The organism is Georgenia sp. Marseille-Q6866, assembly GCF_965111665.1.
Genome location: NZ_CBCOOR010000006.1, coordinates 83,704 through 97,652, shown reverse-complemented (window position 1 = coordinate 97,652; position 13,949 = coordinate 83,704). Strand labels below are relative to the sequence as shown.

The 13,949-nt window shown below is 72.0% G+C and carries 10 protein-coding genes; 1 reads left to right on the top strand and 9 read right to left on the bottom strand.

Going from position 1 to position 13,949, the window contains the following annotated elements:
• Window positions 1–39: 39 nt before the first annotated feature.
• The 5 genes from ACWPXV_RS07305 to ACWPXV_RS07285 all read right to left on the bottom strand — a co-directional run bounded on the left by ACWPXV_RS07305 (window position 40) and on the right by ACWPXV_RS07285 (window position 9,011).
• A complete protein-coding gene (locus ACWPXV_RS07305; RefSeq protein ID WP_454084618.1) occupies window positions 40–1,563 on the bottom strand; it encodes an ABC transporter permease in 1,524 nt (507 codons plus the stop codon).
• Between the two features lie 194 nt (window positions 1,564–1,757).
• Window positions 1,758–3,593, bottom strand: a complete 1,836-nt coding sequence (locus ACWPXV_RS07300; RefSeq protein ID WP_454084617.1) for an ABC transporter family substrate-binding protein — start codon at window positions 3,591–3,593, stop codon at window positions 1,758–1,760.
• A gap of 406 nt (window positions 3,594–3,999) precedes the next feature.
• Window positions 4,000–7,356: a bifunctional proline dehydrogenase/L-glutamate gamma-semialdehyde dehydrogenase gene (locus ACWPXV_RS07295; protein ID WP_454084616.1), complete on the bottom strand. Its 3,357-nt coding sequence runs from the start codon at window positions 7,354–7,356 to the stop codon at window positions 4,000–4,002.
• Window positions 7,357–7,609: 253 nt separating this feature from the next.
• Entirely contained in the window at window positions 7,610–8,356 is a 747-nt protein-coding gene (locus ACWPXV_RS07290; protein WP_454084615.1) for a DUF1345 domain-containing protein, read from the bottom strand.
• Between the two features lie 85 nt (window positions 8,357–8,441).
• The gene (locus tag ACWPXV_RS07285) at window positions 8,442–9,011 is read right to left on the bottom strand and encodes a thymidine kinase (RefSeq protein WP_454084614.1); all 570 of its coding nucleotides are present in this window, start codon (window positions 9,009–9,011) and stop codon (window positions 8,442–8,444) included.
• A 37-nt stretch (window positions 9,012–9,048) separates the two neighbouring features.
• Between ACWPXV_RS07285 and ACWPXV_RS07280 the strand changes: the two genes are divergently transcribed.
• A complete protein-coding gene (locus ACWPXV_RS07280; protein WP_454084613.1) occupies window positions 9,049–10,860 on the top strand; it encodes an alpha/beta fold hydrolase in 1,812 nt (603 codons plus the stop codon).
• A gap of 14 nt (window positions 10,861–10,874) precedes the next feature.
• On the opposite strand, the gene ACWPXV_RS07275 is transcribed toward ACWPXV_RS07280, so the two are convergent.
• The 4 genes from ACWPXV_RS07275 to ACWPXV_RS07260 all read right to left on the bottom strand — a co-directional run bounded on the left by ACWPXV_RS07275 (window position 10,875) and on the right by ACWPXV_RS07260 (window position 13,935).
• Window positions 10,875–11,534: a hypothetical protein gene (locus ACWPXV_RS07275; protein WP_454084612.1), complete on the bottom strand. Its 660-nt coding sequence runs from the start codon at window positions 11,532–11,534 to the stop codon at window positions 10,875–10,877.
• Between the two features lie 101 nt (window positions 11,535–11,635).
• On the bottom strand, window positions 11,636–12,499 hold the full coding sequence (locus tag ACWPXV_RS07270; protein ID WP_454084611.1) for an AraC family transcriptional regulator: 864 nt from the start codon (window positions 12,497–12,499) through the stop codon (window positions 11,636–11,638).
• An 82-nt stretch (window positions 12,500–12,581) separates the two neighbouring features.
• Complete coding sequence (locus ACWPXV_RS07265) at window positions 12,582–13,430, bottom strand: hypothetical protein (RefSeq protein WP_454084610.1); 849 nt, start codon at window positions 13,428–13,430, stop codon at window positions 12,582–12,584.
• Between the two features lies 1 nt (window position 13,431).
• On the bottom strand, window positions 13,432–13,935 hold the full coding sequence (locus ACWPXV_RS07260) for a hypothetical protein (RefSeq protein WP_454084609.1): 504 nt from the start codon (window positions 13,933–13,935) through the stop codon (window positions 13,432–13,434).
• Window positions 13,936–13,949: the final 14 nt, after the last annotated feature.

The window sequence follows — 13,949 nt, the reverse complement described above, 5'->3', positions numbered from 1 at the left end:
TCGCGGGGCTGGTACGGGTGCCTGCGTCACTCACTGCGCTCACCGTCGGATCCGGGGGTCGAGGAAGGCGTAGGCGATGTCGGCCAGCATGTTCATCACGACGGCGGCGGTGCCGGTGACGAGGAAGAAGGCCATGACGGGTGCGGGGTCCACCTGGACGAGGCCGGTGCGGAACAGCTCGCCCATGCCCTTCCAGCCGAAGACCGTCTCCGTGAGCACCGCGCCGCCGATGAGGCCGGCGAAGTCGAAGGCGACGATCGTCGTGATCGGGATGAGGGCGTTGCGGAACGCGTGCTTGGTGATGACCACGCGCTCGGACAGACCCTTGGACCGCGCCGTGCGCACGTAGTCCTGCTCGAGGACCTCGAGCATGGACGAGCGCGTGTAGCGGCTGTAGCTGGCGACCGACACGAGGGTGAGAAGGACCGTCGGCAGGAGCAGCTGGGTGCCCTTGTCGAGGAACTCCTGCCAGAAGGTGCCGTCGTAGTTCGGGGTCTCGGCACCGATCGTCGAGATCGGGCGGCCGTTGCGGACCGAGCCGAGGTAGCCCGCCCAGGCCGACAGGGCCTGGTCGACGACGATGACGAGACTCATGACCGTCGCGGTGGCGACCGACACCCAGATCGCCATCGTGCGGGAGTAGCCGCCCCACAGGGCGCCGCTGAGGACGGCGATGACGATCGCGACGGCGAAGAGCCCGAAGAGCACGCCCCAGGTCGGGTCGGCGAGCTGACCGGCGAAGACGAAGTAGGAGACGATCCCGGCGCCCACGGTGGTGAGGGCGGCGTACAGGACGTTCTTGTTCCCCAGCCCCGAGCTCAGCATGACGATGAGGAGGGCCGCGCCGATGGAGGCGACGGCGACGACGCCGATGCCGAGTGCCGGCTGGCGGTACCAGTTGACGGCGTCGAAGTAGAACATCGCCGCGAAGACGAAGAGGAAGGTGCCGCCGCCGGTGAGCAGCCGCCGTCGGGCGTCACCACCCAGGGCGCCGGCGATGATGACGGCGAGCACGAGGGCCACGAGGGCGATCTGCCACAGCGCCATGTCCGGCGAGATGATCCAGTCGTTGAAGCGGATCGCACCGTACTCCTTGAGGAGCACGGCCGCCCAGAAGACGGGCAGGGAGTACATCATGAACGCGAAGAACGTCACGATGTAGTCGAAGCCGGAGTACTGACGGATCGCGGTGAGGATGCCGACCGCGATGCCGATGACGATGGCGAGCAGCGTCGAGAGGATGACGAGACGCAGCGTGGCCGCGGCAGCGTTGCCGAGGAGGTCGATGACCGGGATGCCCGCGCGGTTGACCCCGAGCTCGCAGGATCCGACGACGCACTTGCCCACCCCCGCGAGCCACGCGCCGTAGCGCTCGTACCAGGGGTCGTCCAGGCGCATGTTGGAGATGCGCTGGGCGATGAGGCTGTCACGGTTGGGGTCGTTCGACTCCCGCAGGTCCGACAGAGGGTCGCCCGAGTTGATGGTGAGGACGAACATGAGGACGGACCCACCGAGCAGGACGAGGGAGGATATTCCCAGCCTGCGCAGGATGAACTTGATCACGAGCTTGCCCTTCGGGTCTTCCGGGTGAGCCCGGACAGCCTAGTCCTTGTCCTTGTAGGACCCGGACAGGCGCCGAGAATTCACGTCAAGGCACCGTACACGCAGGCCGGTGGGGCAGAGGGAGGACCTCCCCCTGCCCCACCGGCGATCCAGCGTGTATCAGGTGATCGGAGTGAGAATCACCTCAGCTGAGGTCACTCCGCGAGCAGCCACTGCTCCGCGTTCCAGGCCACACCGCTCTGGGTCGCGGTGTGACGGACGTTCTCCATGCCAGCCGTGTAGGCGATGACACCCGGGTGGGCGAAGAGCGGGATGCCGAAGAGCGTGTCCCACAGCTCCTTCTCGATGATCTTCGTCTGCTCGAGGTGGACGCTCTCGTCGAGCGAGGCGGCGAGCTCGGTCCACGCCTGGTCGACCGTCTCGTTGGAGTAGCCGCCGTAGTTCTGCGGCGCGTTGCTCGAGTAGATGTTCTGGCCCGAGGCGATCTGGCCGGAGCCGGCCCAGGCGAACAGGGCGACCTCGTAGTCACCGGCGGGCAGCGCGTTGGCGAAGAAGTCCGCCGAGCCGACGTCGGTCACGTTGAAGCCGGCCTGGTCGCAGCTCGACTTGATGAGCTCGATCTCGGACGTACGGCGCGGGTTGGGCGCCGAGTAGCCGATACGGACGTCGATCGGCGTCGCGATGCCGGACTCCTCGACGAGGCGGGTGGCCTCCTCGAGGTTGACCTCGTCGAAGCGGCCGTCGTACGAGGCCTCGACGACCTCGGCGTAGTTCTCCTGGAAGGGGAAGACCTCGCGGGCGTTCATGAGCTCGGCCTCGGGGTCGACCGGCGTGATGAGGTTGTCGACGATCTGCTGACGCGGCACGCAGTAGGCGAAGGCCTCGCGCAGCGCCAGACCGCCCTCGTCGTCGGAGAAGACGCCGTTGTTGAAGTTGAAGTCGAGGTGCTCCCAGGTGAGCTCGGCGCCCGTCTCGATCTCGACGGCGTCGCCGAGGCCCTCGAGCTGCGGCAGCGTGTCGACGGTGGCCTGCGGCTCGATGATGTTGAGGTCACCGTTCTGCAGCGCCTGGTTGTGGCCGGAGGCGTCGAGGAAGCGGAAGGTGATCTTGTCGGTCGCGGCCGGGGTGCCCCAGTAGTTGGGGTTGGCCTCGAGGGTGATCGACTGACCAGCGGTCCAGCCACCCTCCATGAACTGGTAGCGGCCGCCCGACGGCGCGATCTCCGGGGCGGGGACCTCACCGGGGCTGGAGAGCCAGCCCTCGTTCCAGAACTCGGCGGCCTGCGTGAGGATCTCGACGTCCTCGTCGGCGATGGCCTGGACGAGCTCCTCCTCGGTGATCCCGATCTGCTCGGCCACGACGTGCGCGGGCAGCAGGTAGGCACCGGTGACGAGACGCCAGTCCGGGTACTGCTCGGCGTACTCGACCGTGAAGGTCTTGGCGTCGAAGCTCTCGGCCTGCGGGCCGGTCGGCACGTTGGTCTGGGTGTAGTCGGTGCCCGAGACGTGGTTGAAGACCGGGGTCTCCGGGTCGGGGGAGAGCCACGCCGGGTTCTGCGACGCCCACTCGAAGGAGATGTCCGCGAAGTCGATCGGGTTCCCGTCGGACCACACGGCGTCGTCGGCGATCGTGTACTCGATCGTCAGCGGGTCCTCGGAGACGACCTCAGCGGTGCCGAACTCCTCGTTCTCGTAGATGGTGCCGTCGGTGCCGAAGTAGAAGAACCCTTCGGGACGGATGCGGTCCATGATGACGTTGTTGTACGTGCTGTACGTGTCCGCCGTCAGGGAGTTGTAGCCGGTGAACTCGTCCTGGCCGGTCGAGTAGAAGATGTCGCCCTCGACGGTCTGGACGTCGCCCAGGTCCTCCTTGGCCGTGGAGCTGGCCTCGCCGGAGTCGGTGGTCTCCTCGGCAGCGTTGTCGCCGCCGTCGCCCGTGGTCTCGTCGTCGCTGGGGCTGGTGCACGCCGCAAGGACGAGCGAGCCTGCCACCAGAACGGCGGCCGCCTGGGCCGTACGCCTGATCTTCAATGTTCCTCCTGGATGCTGGGACGTGACTGCGGGCTCCGCCGGGGGTACCCGGTGGCCGTGCCGCGATGCACGCCGAGGTGCCGTCACGGTACACACGGGGGAGTGGCATATACGACGGACGAAACAACCCGGCAACCGTTTCGTTATGGACTTGAGACAGCCTGTGGGGAAGATCTCACCATGTGGACTCCCTCACGCCCCCACCCTCCCAGACCGCATATGCGGGATAACGACGGCGTGCCACGCCCGGAGGACGTGATATTCGCGCATATGCGGACAGGGCGGGTGGGTCAGGCGCCGGCGGGGAGGTGGCCGAAGCGGTGCCTCGTACGCGAGACGGCCTGCTCACGCGTCACCGCGAGCAGCTCGCGGCGGCCCGTCGCCAGCACCGGGCCGTCGAGCACCGTCACCTGGGGTGACCACAGCGCGTCGAGGAGCGCTCCGGCACCGGGGCCGACGACGCGCACCCGCTCGATCCCTCCTCGCGGACCCGCGCGAGGAACTGGGCGTCGGTCTCGGCCCGGGTGACGTGCCCGCCGAGACGGCGCAGGCCGGCATGGGTCTCGCGCCCGCGCAGCGCACGGAGCGCCGCGCTCGTCACCGGGTCCAGGCTCACGCGCACCTCCGCGCCCACCGCCTCACCGGCGAGGAGGACGCGCAGCAGCTCGACCGCAGCGGCGCCGGGCACCGTGCGCACGGTGAGCGGCACTGGCCGGTAGCGGAAGGCGTTCGACTCCGCGCGCAGGCCGGTGTGGTCCTGCGCGTGGCGGATGTCGGCCTCCCACGCGGCGGCGTCGGAGCCGGCGGCGCTCTCCAGCCAGGTCCGCTCGGCGGGGTCAGGGACGAGGGCGGCGTAGTCGGCGAGCGCCGCGCGCACGGCTGCGGACGGCTCCGCGGTGCGGGCCGGCAGGCCGTCCATCGCCCACTCCCCCAGCTGGGCGACGTAGTTGGGACCGCCGGCCTTGGCGCCGGGGCCGACGGCGGAGGACTTCCACCCGCCGAAGGACTGCCGCTGGACGATGGCGCCGGTGATGTGCCGGTTGACGTAGGCGTTGCCCACTTCGACGCGCTCGAGCCAGTGGTCGATCTCCTCCTCGTCCAGGGAGTGCAGGCCGCCGGTGAGCCCGTAGGCGGTGGCGTTCTGCAGCTCGATGGCCTCGTCGAGGGTCTCGGCGCGCATGATGCCGAGCACCGGCCCGAAGCACTCGGTGAGGTGGAGGAAGGACCCGGGCGCGACACCGTCCTTGAGGCCCGGGGACCACAGCCGCCCGGTGCCGTCGAGCTGTCGGGGTTCCACGAGCCACCGCTCCCCCGGCTCCAGCGTGGTGAGCGCGCGCCGCAGCTTGCCGGTGGGCGGCTCGATGACCGGGCCCATCGTCGCCGCGAGGCCGGTGGGCCAGCCCACGCGCAGGGAGCGGACGGCGTCGACGAGCTGGCGCAGCAGCCGCTCCGAGCGCCCGGCCGAGCCGACGAGGATCGCGATCGACGCCGCGGAGCACTTCTGCCCGGAGTGCCCGAAGGCGCTCTTGACGAGGTCGGCGACGGCGAGGTCGTAGTCGGCGGCGGGCGTGATGACGAGGGCGTTCTTGCCGGACGTCTCGCCGAGCACGCGTGGCCCGCCGGGGCGGCCGGTGCGCCAGGAGCAGAAGAGCTCGGCGGTCTCGGCGGCGCCGGTGAGGACGACGGCGTCGACGTCGTCGTGGGCGACGAGCCCCTGGCCCACCTCGTTCTCGTCGGCCCGGACCACCTGGACGACGTCGTCGGGGACCCCCGCCGCGTGGAGGGCGGCGACCGCCGTCTCCGTGCAGCCAGGCACGGCGGGAGCCGGCTTGATGACGACGGCGCTGGCCGCGGCGAGCGCCGCGAGGACACCGCCGATGGGGATGGCGACCGGGAAGTTCCACGGCGGGGTCACGAGCGTGAGGACGTGCGGGGTGAAGCGCGCGCCGTCGGTGTGGAGGGAGGCGCCGGTCTCGAGCTCGAGGGCGCGGTCGGCGTAGTAGCGGGCGAAGTCGACCGCCTCGGAGACCTCGGGGTCGGCCTGCTCGATCGTCTTGCCGCCCTCGGCGACCATGAGCGTGACGAGCTCGCCGCGGCGCGCCTCGAGCTCGTCGGCGGCCCGGCGCAGGAGCGCGGCCCGCTCGGTGGCGGGGCGCGCGAGCCAGTCCGGCTGGGCGGCCCGGCCGCGGGCGACGACGGCGTCCACCTCCGCCGTCGTGCGCAGCACCGGGGAGGTGAGCGGGGCGGGACGGGCGCGGACCCGCTCCCGCGCCCAGGCGCGGACCTCGGGCAGCGCCGGGTCGGCGTCGGTCGTGTTGTCGAAGGACGTGCCCGCCGGCTGCCGGTCCGCGGTCCGGCGACGCTCGGCGGAGACGGTGCCCATCGCCGTGACGGAGGCCCGGAAGCGGGCCTCCTGGTCGGCCATGGACGCCTCGCCCGCGCCGTCGTCGCCGTCGAAGAGGGCCCGGAGGAAGTTCTGCGGCTGGGCGTTCTCCTCCAGGCGGCGCACGAGGTAGGAGACGGCGACGTCGAAGTCCTCGGGGGCGACGACGGGCGTGTAGAGGAGGACGGTGCCGACCGCCGCCTTGACGGCGCGGGCCTGGGCCGGGGCCATGCCCTGGAGCATCTCGACGTCGAGCATCGCGGTGACGCCGCGGCGCTCCGCGAGCAGGTGGGCGAGGGCGACGTCGTAGAGGTTGTGGGAGGCCACGCCCAGGCGCAGCGCACCCGTGAGCTCGGGGCGCAGGGACCGCTCGACGAGGCGGAGGTAGTTGGCGTCGACGTCGGCCTTCGTGGCGTAGGGCGCCTGCTCCCAACCGTGGACCTCGGCCTCGACGTGCTCCATCGAGAGGTTGGCGCCCTTGACGAGGCGCACCTTGATCCCGGCCTTCCCGGCGGCGGCGCGCTGCTGGGCGAAGGCGACGAGCCGCTCGAGGGCGGCGACGGAGTCGGGCAAGTAGGCCTGCAGGACGATGCCGGCCTCGAGGTCGGCGAACTCCGGCTCGGACAGGAGCCGGGTGAAGACCTCGAGGGTGAGGTCGAGGTCGCGGTACTCCTCCATGTCGAGGTTGACGAAGGCGTGCGGGCTGCGGGCCGCGGCGGCGCGGTACAGCGGGCGCAGGCGGTCCAGGACGCGCTCGACGGTGCCGGCGGTGTCCCACGTGGAGATCTGGGAGACGAGGGAGGAGACCTTGATGGAGACGTAGTCGACGTCGTCGCGCTCGAGGAGCTTGCGGGTGCGCTCGGTGCGGGCGCGGGCCTCGTCCTCCCCGAGGACGGCCTCACCGAGGAGGTTGATGTTGAGGCGGAAGCCGTCGCGGCGGGCGCGGGCGAGGTGCTCGGCGAGCGCGGGGTCGTGGGCGTCGACGACGAGGTGGCCGACGATCTGGCGCAGGCGGCGGCGCGCGAGCGGGACGACGAGCCGGGGGGCGAGCGGGGCGGCGAGCGCGCCTGCCCCGAGGAGCGTGCGGTCGATCGGGCCGAGGAAGCCGGCGGCGCCGGCGGAGATACGCGACAGCTCCCGGGCGGCGACCTCCTCGTCCTCCGGGCGGGCGACGCGGTCGACGAAGCTGATCGCGAGGTCCAGGCCCTCCGGGTCGCTGACGAGGGCGGCGAGCTGGCTGGAGGCGGCGCGCTCCTGGCGGGTCTGCCCCTCCTCGGTGGCCGCGAGCCAGGACTCGGCGAGGGCGACGGCGTCCTCCACGAGGCCGGCCACGTCCGGCGGGGTGGCCGGGTGCTCGTCGGTGGGGGTCGCGGTCGTCATGACGCCTCCTCGGGGGTCGCCCGGTCGGGAGCAGAAGTCGGTCCTCCCAGGTTCCCACGACCCGCCCACCCGGGGCACACCACCCCCAGCCGCCCCCTCCGCCGACAGCCGGATTCCGCCCGCCCGACGCACCCAAGCACCCCCGGCAGCGGGATCTCTCCGCCCCCTCCCGCCGACAGCCGGATTCCTCCGGCCCCGCTCAGCTCAGGCGCCCACACCCCTCCCGCCGACAGCCGGATTCCTCCGGCCCCGCTCAGCCCAGGCCGACGAGGAAGGACACGAGCGCGGCGAGGACGACGGTGTTGAACACCCAGCCGACGAGCATGTGGCCGGCCAGCGTGCGGCGCATGCGCGCCGTCGTCGCCTGCACGTCCGCGGGCCCGAAGGCGGCCTGGACGCCGAGGGCGAGGTAGAGGTAGTCGGAGAAGTGACGCTCCTGCTCCCCCGCTGTCCCGTCCTCGGGGAAGCGCAGGCCACCGCCGACGGCGTCGAGCCGGGCCGTGTGCACGGCGTAGGCGACGAGGCTGCCGCCCCACGCGAGGACGATCATGAGGATGCTCGCGGCGACGAGGAAGCCGGAGTCACGCATCGACTCCGAGACGATGAGCCAGACCGCGACGACGAGGGAGCCGAGCGCGAGGAGGACCGGCCACGACGGGCCGTCCCCGCCCACGGCGTCGTCCCGCCACCCCAGCGACCACCGCAGCCACCGTGGCCGGCGCAGCTGGCGACGGCGTGCCTCGCCGAGCGCGGCCGTGAGCGCGGCCCCCGACAGGCCGGCGAAGGCGAGGAGGGTGAGCGCGGGGTAGGCGAGGAGCAGGACGCCGTACAGGACGAGGACGACGGCGAGCGCCCGCTCGTCGTCGGGGACGTCGAGCACCGGTGTGAGCGTGACGAGCAGCGCGGCGACGGCGAGGACGGGGGCGACGAGCCAGGCGCGGGTGAGGTCGTCCGCGAGCAGCCGGGTGCGGCGGGGCAGGTCGAGCGTCCGGTGGGGCACGGCGTCCTCTCGGGTGACGACGCCGGGCGGCGTCGCGCCCGAATCTAGAACGTCCCCGCAGGCCCGCCCAAAGCGGGCGTCCCGCTCAGCCGCGCAGGTGGAGGCGGCACCGCGCCTCGTAGGCCTCGGTGCCGCCGACGTGCTCGGTCGCGGGGACGGTTGCGTCACCGACCTCCCCGGCGGCCGTGCGGACGTGGAAGGGGGCGTCGCGCCCGCACACGGCGCAGACGGCGGTGAGCTTGGTGACGTCGTCGGCGAGCGCCATGAGCGAGGGCAGCGGCTCGAAGGGGCGGCCGTCGAAGGTGACGCACAGCCCGGCGACGACGACGGTCGTCCCCGCCAGGACGAGTGCCTCGACCACGGGCACGAGGCCGTCCCCGAAGAACTGGGCCTCGTCGATGGCGAGGAGGTCCGGCGTGCGGTCGGCGAGGACGGCCTCGAGCGAGGGCACGTCGCTCGACGCGCGGGAAGGGATGCTGAGCCCGGCGTGGGACGCGACCCGCCCAACCCCGTGCCGCTCGTCCCACGAGTGGTTGACGACCTCCACGTCGAGACCGGCGAGCTGCGCGCGGCGCACTCGCCGCAGCAGCTCCTCGGACTTCCCGGCGAACATCGGCCCGCACACCACCTGGAGCCGTCCCGGAACCTCGCGCATGGGCACACCCTAGTGAGCCGGGGTTATGTTCGAGGGCGTGAGCACCGACACCGAGACCGTCGTCCGTTCCCTCCTCGACCTGCGGACGTGGGTCGCCTTCGACGTCGACGACGCCGGCCGCGTCCTCGCCGGGCACGACGAGCTCGGCACGGTCCAGCTCGTCGAGATCGCGCCGGACGGCACCCGGACGCCGCTCACCGCGCTGCCGAGCCGCTGCTCGGGCCGGTACGTCCCGGGCCGCCGCGCCGTCGTCGTCCAGCACGACACCGACGGGGACGAGCTCATGCAGCTCTCGCTCCTCGACCTCACCGCTCCGCCCACCGAGCCGGTGGCGCTGGACGGACTCACGCCGCTCGTCCACGACCGCCGCTACATGCACGTGCTCCAGGACGTCACCGCCGACTCGCTCGTCTTCCACACCAACCGCCGCAACGGCGTCGACATGGACGTCGTCGTCCGCGACCTCGCGACCGCGAAGGAGCGGGTGGTGCACGACGGCGGGGGTTACGTCGCCGCGGCCGCCGTCTCCCACGACCACGGCTCCGTCGCGGTGACCGGCCTCAGCCTGCGGCCCGCCTCGACGCTCGTGCGTGTGTCCGGGCCGCGCGCCGTCGGCGACGGTGCCGTCACCGACCCCGACGAGCACGCCCGCCACTCCCAGGTCGCCTGGGCTCCTGGCGATGAGGCGCTGCTCGTCGAGTCCAACCACGAGCGCGAGTTCACCGGCGTCGCCCGCGTCTCCCTCGACGGGCGGGACTGGAGCTGGCTCGTCACCGACGAGTCGCACGACCTACGGCTGTGGGCCTCCCCGTCCGGACGCGCGATGGTCGTCGGAACCGTGCACGACGGCGTCGTCACGCTCGCCGTGCACGACGGCGACGGCGCCTTCCGCTGCGACGTCGAGCTGCCCGGCGAGGGAGTGCCCGACGTCGTGTGGGCCGCGGACGAGCGGCGCGTCGTCGTCACGCTGTCGACTCCCACGGACCCGTCGAGCCTCCACCTCGTCGACGTGGCGACCGGCGCGTCGACCTCGCTCGCCGCCGTCGAGGTGCCCGGGGACCTGCGCGGGCAGCTCGCCGCGCCCACGGTGCACCGCGTGCCGACGCCCGACGGCGAGGAGGTGCCGCTGTTCCGCTACTCCCCCGCTGGCGCTGACGCCGCGCTCGAGGGCGCGTCGGTGCTGCTCATCCACGGCGGGCCGGAGTCCGCGTCGATGCAGAGCTTCAGCCCGGTGGTCCAGGCGCTCGTCTCGGCCGGGCTCACCGTGCTCGTCCCGAACGTCCGCGGCTCGACGACCTACGGCAAGCGCTGGTACTCCCTCGACGACGTCCGTCTGCGCCTCGACTCGGTGGCCGACCTCGCCGCGATCCACGAGTGGCTGCCCTCGCAGGGGCTGGACCCGGCGCGGAGCGCACTGTGGGGCGGGTCCTACGGCGGTTACATGGTGCTCGCGGGTGTGGCGATGCAGCCGGGGCGGTGGGCGGCCGGCGTCGACATCGTCGGGATGAGCTCGCTCGTCACTTCCCTGGAGAACACCTCGCCCTACCGGGTGGCCTACCGGGAGCGCGAGTACGGCAGCCTCGCCGAGGACCGCGACTTCCTCGAGTCCGCGTCGCCGATCACGTACCTCGACGACATCGTCGCGCCGCTGTTCGTCATCCACGGCGCCAACGACCCGCGGGTGCCCCTCAGCGAGGCCCAGCAGATCCGCGACGCCCTCGCCGGCCGCGGCATCGACTGCGAGCTGCGGGTCTACGAGGACGAGGGCCACGGATTGGCGAAGCGGGAGAACCGGCAGGACGCCTACCCGGCCGCGATCGAGTTCCTGCGGCGGCACCTGGCGCGGTGACGGCCGGCGGTCGGTCAGGCCACCAGGGCCGGTTCGCGCACCTCTGAACCGACCGGCCGCACCCGGAGCATGGCAAACCCGGCGATGATGGTGAGCACCCCGCCGATCGCCTGTGACCACGGCGAGGTGTCGTGCGACATGTAGTTCGCGACGATCGCCGCGGTGAAGTAGAGCGCGAGCGGCGACGCCAGGGTCAGGCAGGCCGCGACGACGACGAGCGGCCAGGCCCGACCCGGGCGGTCGAGCCCCGTTGCGGCGAGGACCAGGAGGGCACACGGCCACAGGCCCGCAAGGACGGGCCAGGTGGCGACCGTCCCGGGGACGTCGACCGCGGACCCCTCGGACGCCGACGCGAAGATGTCCGCGGCGACCACGCCGAACGGGACGGCGAACACCGCTCCCACCACCCAGGTCCACCAGCCGGGCCGCGTCGCGCGGAACAGTGCGAGCGCGACGAGAGCCATGAGCACGTAGCTCGTCGCCATGAGCGGGGCAGTGGTGCCGATAGGGATCCATGACTCGCCCGGCGGCGCGTAGTCGTACCAGTCGCTCTGCCGCTCGACACAGCTGTCGGAGTCGAAACCGCTCGCACACGCCGGGTGCCACCGCTGCCAGTCGGCGACGACCGCGAGCACGCCAGAGGTGACGAGGAGGAACGAGACGACGTATCGCACGTGCAGCCCCCTTCAGAGGCGGAATGACGGAAGCCTATGGACACGCCGTCGCCAATGGAGCGCAATGAGCCCAGGGAACTTCACATTTTCCAGGCCGCGGGTCAGCCCCGTTCGATCGGCATCCAGATCTCGCAGGTGGCGTGGGTGTCAGTGAGCTCGAGGTAGCGCAGGATCGAGGGGCCGGGACGCAGCCGCCACGGGTTGGAGGGGAACCAGTCGGTCGCCGTCGCCGCGTAGGTCTGCTGCAGGGCGTCCGGGAACGGCCCGCTCGAGTGGAACACCGCCCACGTGCCGGCCTCCACGGGCAGGGAGTCGAGGTCCGTTGGGACCGCTGCCTCGGCGCGCAGGGCGACGGCGTGCAGGTACGTGAGCTCGGCGCCCTCCGGAGCGTCGGGCTCGAGACCCGCCGTGACCGCGAGGATGCCGGCGGGCTCGGTGTCGCCGAGCGACTTGAGCCGTCCGTGCTCCTCGGGGGCGATCGACGCGATGTGCGCCTGGATGTGCGGGTTCACCCCCTCGTGGATGAGCGGCACCCGCGCCGCGTGGCCGGCGAGGGTGAAGGCGGGGCGGTCGGTGATCGTGACGTCCATGGGGACGCTCCCTTCGACGCTCAGGCGGAACCGGAGCATGGGTTGTGTGCTGAGCGGACCACCATGGCGGCGCACCTCGGCCGGGCTCGTGCCGTGCACCGCCCGGAACGCTCGCCCGAAGGCCTCGACCGAGCCGTAGCCGTAACGCACGGCCACCTCGAGCAGGTTCGGCTCGCCGCGCACGAGGTCCGCGGCCGCGAGCGTCATCCGCCGACGCCGCACGTACTCCGACAGCGGCATCCCGGCCAGCGCCGAGAACATCCGGCGCAGGTGGTACTCCGTGGTCCCGTGCTCGCGGGCGAACCGGGTGACATCGAGCGTCTCGTCGTGGCTCTGCTCGACGAGGTCGACCAGGGCGTTGAGCGTGCCGATCATGGGGTCCTCCTTTCACACACCAGCGTGCGCGCCGGCGCTGCGCCCGGACCCGACAATCCTGGCCCGATGCGATCGGCGACCGTCAGGCCGCCACGCTGCTCACCCGCGCGCGACGCGCAACGACCCGCTCGGTGACCCTCTCCAGCGGGAGGAAGGCGAACCAGCACACCACCGTGGGCAGGAAGTGAATCCCCATGGCGATGAAGGTGGCCAGGTGGAAGGCGAGGAAGCAGCCGATGGCGAGGTAGAGCCACCGGCCTCGGAGGAACAGGACCACCGGGGAGAGGATCTCCAACGCGAGCGAGCCCCACTGCGCCGCGCGCAGGAGCATCGGGTAGCCCAGCGTCCACTCCACGAAGTGGGAGCCGCGCCGGACGATCGCCCAGGTGAGCACCGAGCCGTTGGCCCAGGTGACGAGGCTGCCGGCGCGGGACCACTTGGCGAACACCGAGCCGAAGTACGTGAGGACGGTGGCGATCTGGACGGTCCGCATAGCCCAGCCCGCGGCCTGGGAGAGCCGGTGGTCGCGGTAGTGGGCCACCCCGACCGTCGGCAGGACGAGGGTGGCGATCATGAGCGCCATGTGGTCGTGCTGGACGTAGGAGAAGCCCTGCGAGTTCAGCGCCCACACCCAGAAGGTCAGCGCGGCGCCCCAGCCGGCGAGGCGCTGCGCCCGACCGGCGATGGCGAGCACACAGGAGAGCAGGAGCGCGGCGAGCAGCGCCCAGGACACCGCGGTGCTCAGCGGCGGCAGGTGGACGAGCCGCGCGAGGAGGGTGGGCTGGTAGAGCTCGGGGACGTGGGAGTGCTGGATGACGTCGTCGAAGTTGAACAGGACGTCCCAGATGACGAAGGCGTAGACGAGCGCGCGGAACGCGGCGACCCGGGCCAGCGGGACCGGGCGGGTGAGCCAGCCGACGACGGCGCGCACGTCAGTTCACCTCCGCGGTCGAGTCCCAGCGCAGCAGCTCGACCTCCTCGGGCTCGCCGACGACGTAGCCGTCCTCCAGCTGCTGGATCGAGCGCATGAGGTAGAGCGTCTCGATGGGCTCGCGGTTCGGCTTGAGCGCCGCGTAGCCGTCGATGAGCGACTGCATGAGCTCGGGGTAGTCGAGGATCCGCTGCAGCTGGCCCTCGACCTCCGCGCGCGCCACCCCGATCGTCCGGTCGTTCATCGCGATCCGCCGCCCGTCCTCCGTGGCGGTGTCCGCGAGGAGGTAGGTGGACCGGACGGTGCCGTCGAGGTCCCGCGGCGTCGCGAACTGGGAGAGCGTGCCGAGCGGGAAGAGGTCGTTGGTGTCGGCGACCTGCCCGTAGGCGAGCACCCCGAGGGCCGCGACCGTCCCGACGATCCGCACCGCCACCCCTGCAGCGGACAGCCGACGGACGTCGGTCTGCTCACCCTCCGGGCGGCGTTGCTCTCGGGGCGGCTCCATGACGGGCAGCGTAA